Origin of the sequence: Aquipuribacter hungaricus (assembly GCF_037860755.1) — a bacterium.
Taxonomy (GTDB): Bacteria; Actinomycetota; Actinomycetes; order Actinomycetales; family JBBAYJ01; genus Aquipuribacter; species Aquipuribacter hungaricus.
Genome location: NZ_JBBEOI010000145.1, coordinates 1 through 9,330, shown reverse-complemented (window position 1 = coordinate 9,330; position 9,330 = coordinate 1). Strand labels below are relative to the sequence as shown.

Below are 9,330 nucleotides of genomic sequence, written 5' to 3'. Positions count from 1 at the left end.
CGGCTCCCGGGGGCCGCGGGACGGTTCATGCGCGGTGGCGGCGGCCGCCCGGGGCCCGCCGCGGCCAGGACGACCAGGCGACCCCCGCCGCCGCGAGGACGGTGGCCAGCAGCATCGTCCGCGGTGTGCGGACGGCCTCCAGCCACCCGCCGGCGTGCGGCACGGCGAGCACGACGAGGCGGACCTCGTCGACCTCGTAGGGCAGCGGGTCGGCCGAGCCGTTGGCGTCGCCGCGCAGCGTGAGGACGGCACCGTCGGGGTGCCCCGGCCGGGGCGCGGTGGCGACGACCCGGTGCGTCACGGGCAGCGGCGAGCCGGGCCGGACCACGGTGACGACGTCGCCGGGAGCGACGTCCGCGGCGGCGACGGGGCGGACGACGGCGACGGCGCCGACCGGCATGGTCGGCGACATCGAGCCGGTGCGGAACACGACCAGCGAGGCGCCGGTCAGGGCGCCGGCGGCGGTGAGCAGCAGGCAGAGCGCGCCGAGGACGGCGAGCGAGGTGAGCAGCACCTCCCGGGCCCGTCGCAGGTGCACGACGACCGGGGGTGCCACGGTGGTGGTGGCCACGGGGCGGCGCTCAGCCGCTGATGGCCTGGAACGACCAGAGCGGTGACGCCCCCTTGCCCTGCAGGGCGTCCGGGGCCCCCGCGGGGAGCGTGACGGCGAAGCAGACGTCGACGGCGGGGCCGGGCGTGCCGGGCCCCCCGGCACCGAGCGTGAGGCTCGTGGTCCCCGAGCCGGTGGTCAGGGTCGTGCCCTGCGCGACGAGCGGCGTGCCGGTGGCGAACCCGCCGGCGGTGCAGTCGCCCTTCGCGACGCCGGTCCGCACGCCGTACGTGAGGGCCGAGAAGAAGGCGGGGTCACCGGTGCGCAGGGCGGCCGGGCCGAGCGTCAGCGTGGCGGCGTCGGACCCCGGCACCGTGCGCAGCTGCATGGGGGCGAAGACGGTGACGCCGGGGCTCAGCGCGCCCGCCGCGAGCGAGAAGTCCAGTTCGCCGCCGCTCTCCGCGGTCTCGCGGTCGACGAACGCTGCGGCCCCGCCGGCGCCGTCCCACAGGTTCTGCTGCACCTCGAAGATGCTGGCCGCGACAGCGTCACCGGAGCTGTTCCCGCCCCACACCCACTCGGTGTCGGTCCACGAGGCCAGCGTGGCCGCGCTCCCCACGCCGACGACCACGCCGGCGGCGAGCAGCGCCCTGGCCCGCGCCCAGCGCACCCCCGGGGTGCCGGCCGTCCGTCGGTGCGCCCGCGCACCCGTCCTGGTGTGCCGTCCCTCAGCCATGCCGTTCTCCCCCGAGCCGGTCGGCGGTGCGCTGTTCGCCCGCCGTCGCACGAGCCATCGGCACGTGGTACAAGCCGCTTGAGCGCTCTTTCGCAGGGCGTCTGCCGAAGCCCCGGGTCCGACCCGTGGCCTGTCAGCCCCGGGCGCGCACCCAGGCGCGGCCCAGCCGCGCGACCCCCTCCTGCAGCTCCGGCACGGACTTCTCGCTGAACGACAGCCGCAGGTGGCCGCGCACGGCGGTGTCGTCGTCGACGGCGAACCACTCCCCCCGCTGGACGAAGACGCCCTCGTCCTGCGCGAGGTCGAAGAGCCGCCCCGGGTCCACCGACAGGTCGACGGGGCGTGCCCAGACGAAGAACCCGCCTGCCGGCGCCGTGACCTGCAGCTGCTCGCCCAGCGTGTCCCCGAGCGCCGCGACCAGCGCCTCCGCCTTGTCCCGGTAGTGCGCCGCGGCGACGAGCAGCTGCTCGTCGTGCTCCGGCCGGTCCAGGACGCGGCGCACGACCTCCTGCAGGAAGCCGCTCGCCTGGCCGTCGAGCCGGTTGCGGAGCTTGACGTGCGCGGGCGCGAGCCCCTCCGGCACCACGTTCCAGCCGAGCCGGAGCCCGGGGCCGAGCGTCTTGGAGAAGGTGTGGACCGAGATGACCCGGTCGCTCTCCTGCGCCCCGGGCCGCTCCGGGACGGCGTCCGGCGCGAAGGCGATGTCCCGGTACGGGTCGTCGAGGAAGACCGTGAACCCGTAGGTCTCGGCCAGCTCGACCAGCCGCTGCGCGCGACCGGCCGTCAGCGTCGCGCCGGTCGGGTTGTGGAAGGTCGGCACGGTGAACAGCGCCCGGGGACGCAGCCCGTCGCGCAGCCCCTCCTCGAGCAGCTCCACGTCCAGCCCCTGGGCGTCCACCCGCACCGGCACCACGTCCAGCCCGCCCACCAGGTCGAGCACCCGGAGGAACAGCGGGAACACGGGGTCGTCCACCACGACCGTGTCCCCCGGGTCGAGCGTCCCCAGCACGGCCAGCGCGAGGCCGTGGATGCCGCCGGAGGTGACGATCACCCGGGACGCGTCGACGCCCTCGCGCGCGGCGACCACCGAGCGGAGCGACTCCAGCCCGGCGGCCGGCGCGTAGCGCAGGGTGCTCGCGAACCCCGGGTCGTCGGTGAGGTCGCGCACGGCGTCGCGGTACAGGCCCGTGGGCAGCACACCGGTGTCGGGGTTGCCGCCGCCCAGGTCGATGCTCCCCGGCCGGTGCCGGACCAGTGACGCGTCGCCGAACCCCTGGCGGTCGGGAAGCGAGGCGAGCAGGGTGCTCGCACCCGGCGCGGGCTGCAGCGTGGTGGTCATGGGGGCTCCTCGGGCGTGGGTCCTGGACGGGGCAGGTGGGGGGTCTGGGGCGGGGGCCCTGGGGCGGGGGACGTCAGTCGATGAACCGGCGGGCGAGCCGGTTGCCGCCCAGCTGGACGACCTGCACCAGCACGATCAGCACGACGATGATCACGACCATCACCGCGTAGTCGAACCGCTGGTAGCCGTAGGTCAGGGCCAGGCTGCCCAGGCCGCCGCCGCCGACGACCCCCGCGACGGCCGTCGCGTCGATGAGGGCGACGAAGATGAAGGTGAGCGACAGCAGGAGCGGTCCCAGGGCCTCGCGCGCGACGAAGCCGAACAGGATGTGCAGCGGTCGGGCCCCCACGGCCTCCGCCGCCTCGACCACGCCGGGGTCGACGGCCACGAGGTTGGTCTCCGCCACCCGCGCGATGCCCACGGACGCGGCGATGGTCAGCGGCAGGATCGCCGCAGACGGGCCGATGCTCGTGCCGATGAGGGCGCGGGTGACGGGGGTGAGCGCGATGAGCAGGACGATGAACGGGATGGGGCGCAGCACGTTGACGACGAGGTTGAGCGCCGTGTGGGCCACCCGGCTCTGCAGCAGCTGACCCTGCCGGGTGGCGTACAGGAAGATCCCCAGCAGCAGGCCGACGACGGTCGCCAGGACGAACGACACCGACACCATGAACAGGGTCTCCGCCAGGGCCTGGGCGACCTTGGGGACCACCACGTCCACGTCGATGAAGGCCGTCACCACGGGAGCACCTCCGCCCGGTCCGACAGCGCCGCGACGAACCGCTCGACGTCCGGGTCGTCGCCGTGCACGGCGAGGCCGAGCTGGCCGTAGGGCAGCCCCCCGACCCTCGCGACCCCGCCGTGCACGACCGTGAAGTCGACCTGGTTCTCCCGCGCCAGCCGGCTGATCAGCGGCCCGGACACGACCTGCTCGTCGACGACGACCGAGATGCGGCGACCGACGACCTCCCGGCCGAGCTCGGCCTTCTCCTCCTCCGTCGGCACCGCCTTGGTGAACGAGGCGACCAGGGCGAGGCTCTCCGGGTGCCGCGGCCGGGACAGCACGTCGTGCACGCCCCCGGTCTCCACGACCCGCCCCTGGCTGAGCACGGCCACCCGGTCGGCCAGCCGGCTGACGACGTCCATCTCGTGCGTCACCACGACGATCGTGATGCCGAGCTCGCGGTTGACCGCGCGGAGCAGGTCGACGATCTCGGTGGTCGTCTGCGGGTCGAGCGCGCTCGTGGCCTCGTCGGCCAGCAGGATCGAGGGCTGGTTCGCGATGGCACGCGCGATGCCGACCCGCTGCTTCTGCCCGCCGGAGAGGTGGCGCGGGCGGGCGAACGCCTTGCCCTGCAGGCCGACGAAGTCGACGAGCTCGGCCACCCGCGCGTCGGTGCGGGCCTGCGACCAGCCCGCCAGCCTGAGCGGCACCGCGATGTTGCCGTAGACGGTGCGGGACCCCCAGAGGCTGAACTGCTGGAACACCATGCCGATGGACCGGCGGACCTCCCGCAGCTCGTCGCCTCCCAGGCGCGCGACGTCGACCCCGTCCACGAGGACCCGGCCCGAGGTCGGGCGCTCCAGGCCGTTGACGGTCCTCAGCAGCGTCGACTTGCCGGCGCCCGAGCGGCCGATCAGCCCGTAGACCTCCCCCGCCCGCACCGACAGGTCGACGTCGGCCAGGGCGACGGTCGGTCCGCCGCGGCCCGGGAACTGCTTGGACACGCCCTCGAAGCGGATGCGCTCCACCATGCTCTGCGGGGTCCCGCCTCGTCCGGCCCTCAGCCCTGCTCGGTGAGCTCGGAGAGCGTCGAGCGGAGGTCCTCCACCGGCAGCTCGACGATGGTCGCCTGGCCCCGCTTCTCCTCCTCCAGGGCCTCGACGACCCGCTCGTCGCGGTAGGTCTCCTCCAGCAGCTCCCACGCCGGGTCCTCGACCCGGTCGGCGGTGGTGGCCAGGACGATGGCGTACGGGCTGGAGGAGGTCGCGGCGGAGTCCTCCAGCGCCAGCGCGTCCTCGCCGGTGATGCCGAGCGAGGGGTCGAAGTCGTCCGTGGCGATGACGACGGCGGCGACGGTCGGGTCGGAGTAGGCGGTCTGGACGGACTCGTGCGCGATGCGCACGAGCTCCAGGCCGCGGTCGTTCTCGGTGATGTCCGACTCCTGGGGGAAGACGCCGGCGTCGTCGTCGACCTCGATGAGACCGGCCGTCTCGAGGATGAAGAGCGCGCGGGAGAAGTTCGACGGGTCGTCCGGGACGGCCACGCGGGCGCCCTGGGGGACGTCGTCGACGTCCGCGAAGTCCTCGGAGAACAGCCCCCACGAGGAGATGACGGTGGAGAACAGCGGGGTGATGTCGGCGTCGTTCTCGCGGTTGAACTGGCTGAGCCAGGCGACGTGCTGGAAGGAGTTGGCGTCGACCTCGCCGTTCACCAGGGCGGTGTTCGGCAGGTACGGGTCGTCGAAGTTGACGAACTCCAGGTCCAGCCCCTTCTCGCGCCCCACCTCCACGATGGCGTCCTGGAAGTCGCTCTGCGCGGTGTCACCGATGGTCAGCGGGACCAGCTCGTCGCCCGCGCCGCCCGCGGCGGCGTCCGGCCGCTGCAGGAGCACGGTCGTGGCCACCGCGCCGACCGCGACCACGGCGGCCGCGGACAGCCCCAGCCTGCGGCGTCGACGGGCACGGGCGGAGCTCTCGCTGATCTCGGTCAGGGTGGACGGGTTCTCGGGCACGGCTGCTCACATTCAGGGGTCCGGCGCAGGGCGCGCCGTCGGGAGGACGAGGGGGTGCGGCACGCGGTCGGGTCACGCGTGCGGGGCCGACGGGCCGTCGGCGGCGGGGGACAGGGTCAGACGGAGGCGTGCGCGCGGGGCCGACAGATCGCGCTGGCCGTCCGGACCAGGTCGATGTGGCGTCGGCAGAAGGCGTCCAGCCCAGCGAGGGCGGTCACCCGGGATGTCGTGTGCACAGCAAGTCCTCAGGACCAGGGCTCGGCACGAGCCGCGTTTGCCGGACAGTCCGTCCGGCCGGGTCGTCGACCTGGGGCACCCCACCGCGGAGGAGGGTTGCCGTGCAGCGAGCCAGGCCTTGACGCTGCAGCTCTTGACCTGCGGTCGAACCTAGGGAGGCGGCGCATGAGGTGTCAACCGTCTCGGCGCCTCCTCCGCCCTCGCGGCGGCAGCGCGGTCCTCGGCGGCCCTTGTCCGTCGTCGGGGACGGTGGGCAGACTGGCCGCACCCGACGCGAGGAGGCGCCCGTGGCCGCGCACGCCGTCCGACCGCTCACGCCCGAGACCTATCCGGCGTGGCTGGCGCTGGCGCAGAAGCACAACGGGGTCTGGGGCGGCTGCTGGTGCTCGTACTTCCACGGCGACACCGGGAGCACGGTCAAGGCGGAGCACGACGGGCCGACGTTCAAGCTCCGGCTCGTCGAGGAGGGGGTCGCCCACGCGGCGCTGGTCTTCGACGGCGACACCGCGATCGCGTGGTGCGAGTACGGCAGCCCGCTCGAGCTGCCGAACATCTACCACCGCAAGCAGTACGACGCGGGCGAGAGCCGTCCGGCACCGTGGCGCATCACGTGCTTCTTCGTCGACCGCGACCACCGGCGCTCGGGCGTGGCCCGCGAGGCGCTCGACGGTGCGCTGGAGCTGATCGCGCAGGCCGGCGGCGGCGAGGTGGTCTCGTTCCCGAACGAGCTGGTGCCCGACAAGAAGACGTCGTCCTCGTTCCTCCACAACGGCACGCGCGCGATGTTCGAGAAGGCCGGGTTCACGTTCGAGCGCCACATCGGCAAGCGGAAGACCGTCATGCGGCGGACGGTGGCACCGGCGGGCTGACCCGGGCGGGTCGTCCGGGCCGCCTCAGACCCCCGTCCCCACAGGTCGGAGCGTCTCGTCGAGCTGGAACAGCTCGAGCAGCCGGCGCAGCGACCAGCAGGGGTCGAGCACGGTGAGGGTGCCGCCGAGCGCGTGCAGCTCCCCGGCGCCGGACAGCAGGGCCCGCAGGCCGGCCCCGTCGCAGAAGCCCACCCCGGCCAGCTGCAGGTCGAGCCGCCGTCCGCCCTGCCCCACCACGTCGTGCAGCGCGTGCCGCAGCCGGCCGGCGGTCGCAAGGTCCAGGTCACCCTCGACGTGGACGCTCACGCGGTCGTCCGGGCCGTAGCCGGGGCCGGCGCCCGCTCCCTCCGGACGCGGTCCGAGGACGCGCACCGAGAGGTCTCCCGGGTCGGGGTTGACGATGCTGATGAGCTCGTCGATCGACGTGCCGTCGGCCATCAGGCCCCCCTGGACGGTCGGGCCGCCGTCGGCGCACGTCGGGGCTGACGTGCCGCGAGGACCCTCCGGGATGCACTACCCGTCCGCAGCCGCCGTAACCCCGCCGGTCGTGTCGAGGGATGCCGGGCGGGCCCCGCACGCACCGCGAGCGCGGCTCCGTGGCATGCCGTGGCACCGGCACGGTGGTTGGCTCGCCCGATGCGCATCTTCTTCACCGGCGGCAGCGGCAAGGCGGGGCACCACGTGGCGCCCTACCTCGCCTCGCAGGGCCACCAGGTCACCAACGCCGACCTGACCCCGCTGGACCACCCCGACGTCACCGACCTGCACGTCGACCTCACCGACGCCGGCCAGACCTTCTCCGCGATGGCCGGCACCCCCTCGATGGCCGACCTCGAGGACCCGGACGACGGCAGGACCCGCGGCGGGTCCGCCTACGACGCCGTCGTCCACTTCGCCGCGATCCCCCGTGTCCTCGCCGCCCCCGACACCACCACCTTCGCCACCAACGTGCTCGGGCAGTTCCACGTCCTCGAGGCCGCGACCCGGCTCGGCATCCGCAAGGTGGTCTTCGCCTCCTCGTAGACGGCGTACGGCGTCTGCTTCGCCCGCGGCGAGCGGAAGCCCGTCTACGTGCCCGTCGACGAGGAGCACCCGGTGGTCCCGGAGGACTCCTACGGGATGTCCAAGGTGGCCGGCGAGGTGGTGGCGCGCTCGTTCCAGGCCCGTACCGGGACCGACGTCTACGGCCTGCGGATCAACAACGTCATCGAGCCCGACGAGTACGCGGAGATGTTCCCGGCCTTCCTGGCGGCCCCGTCGCTGCGGCGGCGCAACCTCTTCGCCTACATCGACACCCGCGACCTCGGCCAGATCACGATGCGGTGCCTGGAGACCGACGGCCTGGGCTTCGAGGTGTTCAACGTCGGCGCCGCCGACATGTCCGTGGCCGCGACGACGCAGGAGGTCCTGGACCGGTTCTACGGCGGCGTGGAGGTCCGGCGAGAGCTGGGCCGGGACGAGACCTTCTACAGCATCGACAAGGCCCGCGACCTGCTCGGCTACGAGCCGCAGCACTCGTGGCGCGACGTGCTAGCCGACCCCCGGGGCGGGGCCTGAGCGCAGCAGGCTCCTGCCGGCCCACCGTCAGACGGTCGCGGCGGTGCCGACCCACCTCCGTGGCGGCCGGCCGGCGATCTGACCGGTGAGCTCGTCGAACAGCCAGGTGCGGTAGGCCAGCACGTCCGGCGGGGTCTCGAGGGTGAGCAGGTAGCCGCCCTGGCGGCAGTAGCCGTCCACCTCCGTCTGCAGCCCCCGCAGGCGCTCGACCGCGGCCGTGATGGCGGTCGGTGCCTCGTAGACGATGTCGACCGAGTCCTCCCCCGCCGCCCGGGCCTCGGCCATGCGCTGCTCCCGCAGCGCCCGGAATGCCGAGACGTCCGTGGTGACGCTGCTGACCACCTCGAGGAACCGTGACGGGAGCCCGCTGCTCCCGGGCGCACCGTGGCTCAGGCCCATGGTGATCAGCGTCATCTCGCGGGCCAGGCCGTCGTGGTGCTCCTGGGCGCGCTCGGCCAGGTCCAGGGGCAGCCCCAGGACGTGCACGGTCACCGTGTCCATGTCTCCCCCGTCCGACGCGACCGTGGTCACGGTAGGGGCAGGCCCACGTCGCCGTCTGCCGCACCGCAGGGAGCAGGGCAGTCCTCCCTCAGGAGGGTGCCCTCACCGGCCTGTACCGCTGGACGACCGCGCCGGACCGGAACTCCTGGCGGTCCACCAACTCGAGCTGGACCCGCTCGCGCAGGCCCGCGAGCAGCGTCGGGCCGCGCCCGGCCAGGACGGGCTGCACGACGAGCTCGTACTCGTCGATGAGTCCCAGGTCGGCCAGCGCCAGCGGCAGCGTCACCCCGCCCACCCACAGGCCCGGGCCCGGCTCCTGCTTGAGCCGCTCGACCTCCTGCCGCAGGTCGCCGCGCACCAGCTCGGCGTTCCAGTCGACGCTGTCGAGCGTGCTGGACACGACGTACTTCTTCGCGCGGTCGATGCTCTCGGCGAAGGGGATCTCGTGCTCGTCCATCCATCCGGGCCAGGTGCCCGTCGACGGCCTCCGCCAGGCCGACTCCATCATCTGGTAGGTCACGCGGCCGTACAGCAGCGCACCGGCGTCCTCCATCGCGGCCGTCCAGAAGCGCATCGACTCCTCGTCCGGCGGGAGCCCCGCCTCGTGGTGGCAGCAGCCGTCGAGCGTGACGTTGATCGAGTAGCGGAGCGGTCTCATCTGGTCTCCCTGGTGCGCGCCTGCCGGACCGTACCGGGACTGCCCGGGGCGCCGGTCCTCATCGGCGTGCCGCCATGGCCGGGCCGGGCCGCCCGGCCCGGGCGTGCGGGGTCAGGCGCGGCCGGTGCGCAGCGCCCGGGCGACGTCG

Annotated in this window: 11 protein-coding genes, 1 pseudogene and 1 riboswitch; of the genes and pseudogenes, 2 read left to right on the top strand and 10 right to left on the bottom strand. The window is 74.0% G+C overall.

All coding sequences use genetic code 11. From position 1 onward, the window contains the following. Positions 1-25: 25 nt before the first annotated feature. The 7 genes from WCS02_RS13925 to WCS02_RS21190 form a co-directional block, all read right to left on the bottom strand. Positions 26-571, bottom strand: a complete 546-nt coding sequence (locus WCS02_RS13925; RefSeq protein WP_340294237.1) for a signal peptidase I — start codon at positions 569-571, stop codon at positions 26-28. Between the two features lie 10 nt (positions 572-581). Beyond that, positions 582-1,286 carry a SipW-dependent-type signal peptide-containing protein gene (locus tag WCS02_RS13920; RefSeq protein ID WP_340294235.1) on the bottom strand — a complete coding sequence of 235 codons (705 nt, stop codon included), beginning with the start codon at positions 1,284-1,286 and terminating at the stop codon, positions 582-584. 133 nt (positions 1,287-1,419) lie between these two features. Then, positions 1,420-2,625 carry an aminotransferase-like domain-containing protein gene (locus WCS02_RS13915; protein ID WP_340294233.1) on the bottom strand — a complete coding sequence of 402 codons (1,206 nt, stop codon included), beginning with the start codon at positions 2,623-2,625 and terminating at the stop codon, positions 1,420-1,422. A 73-nt stretch (positions 2,626-2,698) separates the two neighbouring features. Continuing rightward, on the bottom strand, positions 2,699-3,367 hold the full coding sequence (locus WCS02_RS13910) for a methionine ABC transporter permease (RefSeq protein ID WP_340294231.1): 669 nt from the start codon (positions 3,365-3,367) through the stop codon (positions 2,699-2,701). Further along, complete coding sequence (locus WCS02_RS13905; RefSeq protein WP_340294229.1) at positions 3,361-4,380, bottom strand: methionine ABC transporter ATP-binding protein; 1,020 nt, start codon at positions 4,378-4,380, stop codon at positions 3,361-3,363. Before WCS02_RS13905 ends, WCS02_RS13910 begins: the two co-directional genes overlap by 7 nt. Before the next feature lie 29 nt (positions 4,381-4,409). Beyond that, positions 4,410-5,360 (bottom strand): MetQ/NlpA family ABC transporter substrate-binding protein, encoded by a 951-nt coding sequence (locus WCS02_RS13900; protein WP_340294227.1) that lies wholly within the window; start codon positions 5,358-5,360, stop codon positions 4,410-4,412. Positions 5,361-5,476: 116 nt separating this feature from the next. Next, positions 5,477-5,578 carry a putative leader peptide gene (locus WCS02_RS21190; RefSeq protein WP_376985442.1) on the bottom strand — a complete coding sequence of 34 codons (102 nt, stop codon included), beginning with the start codon at positions 5,576-5,578 and terminating at the stop codon, positions 5,477-5,479. Between the two features lie 47 nt (positions 5,579-5,625). After that, positions 5,626-5,736: riboswitch (SAM riboswitch) on the bottom strand. A 148-nt stretch (positions 5,737-5,884) separates the two neighbouring features. Between WCS02_RS21190 and WCS02_RS13895 the strand changes: the two genes are divergently transcribed. Continuing rightward, positions 5,885-6,466: a GNAT family N-acetyltransferase gene (locus tag WCS02_RS13895; protein ID WP_340294225.1), complete on the top strand. Its 582-nt coding sequence runs from the start codon at positions 5,885-5,887 to the stop codon at positions 6,464-6,466. A gap of 24 nt (positions 6,467-6,490) precedes the next feature. On the opposite strand, the gene WCS02_RS13890 is transcribed toward WCS02_RS13895, so the two are convergent. Then, positions 6,491-6,904, bottom strand: coding sequence for an STAS domain-containing protein (locus tag WCS02_RS13890; RefSeq protein ID WP_340294223.1), 414 nt, complete (start codon positions 6,902-6,904; stop codon positions 6,491-6,493). A gap of 198 nt (positions 6,905-7,102) precedes the next feature. Here WCS02_RS13890 and WCS02_RS13885 point away from each other — a divergent pair. Then, positions 7,103-8,023 (top strand): annotated as a pseudogene (locus tag WCS02_RS13885) (NAD-dependent epimerase/dehydratase family protein). Positions 8,024-8,050: 27 nt separating this feature from the next. Here WCS02_RS13885 and WCS02_RS13880 read toward each other — a convergent pair. After that, positions 8,051-8,524, bottom strand: coding sequence for a hypothetical protein (locus WCS02_RS13880; RefSeq protein WP_340294221.1), 474 nt, complete (start codon positions 8,522-8,524; stop codon positions 8,051-8,053). An 88-nt stretch (positions 8,525-8,612) separates the two neighbouring features. After that, positions 8,613-9,182, bottom strand: a complete 570-nt coding sequence (locus WCS02_RS13875; protein ID WP_340294220.1) for a dihydrofolate reductase family protein — start codon at positions 9,180-9,182, stop codon at positions 8,613-8,615. Between the last annotated feature and the right edge of the window lie 148 nt (positions 9,183-9,330).

Coding starts and splice junctions, on each gene's coding strand:
- WCS02_RS13915 (WP_340294233.1), bottom strand. CDS start 2,625: ATGACCACCACGCTGCAGCCCGCGCCGGGTGCGAGCACCCTGCTCGCC.
- WCS02_RS13920 (WP_340294235.1), bottom strand. CDS start 1,286: ATGGCTGAGGGACGGCACACCAGGACGGGTGCGCGGGCGCACCGACGG.
- WCS02_RS13905 (WP_340294229.1), bottom strand. CDS start 4,380: ATGGTGGAGCGCATCCGCTTCGAGGGCGTGTCCAAGCAGTTCCCGGGC.
- WCS02_RS13875 (WP_340294220.1), bottom strand. CDS start 9,182: ATGAGACCGCTCCGCTACTCGATCAACGTCACGCTCGACGGCTGCTGC.
- WCS02_RS13880 (WP_340294221.1), bottom strand. CDS start 8,524: ATGGACACGGTGACCGTGCACGTCCTGGGGCTGCCCCTGGACCTGGCC.
- WCS02_RS13890 (WP_340294223.1), bottom strand. CDS start 6,904: ATGGCCGACGGCACGTCGATCGACGAGCTCATCAGCATCGTCAACCCC.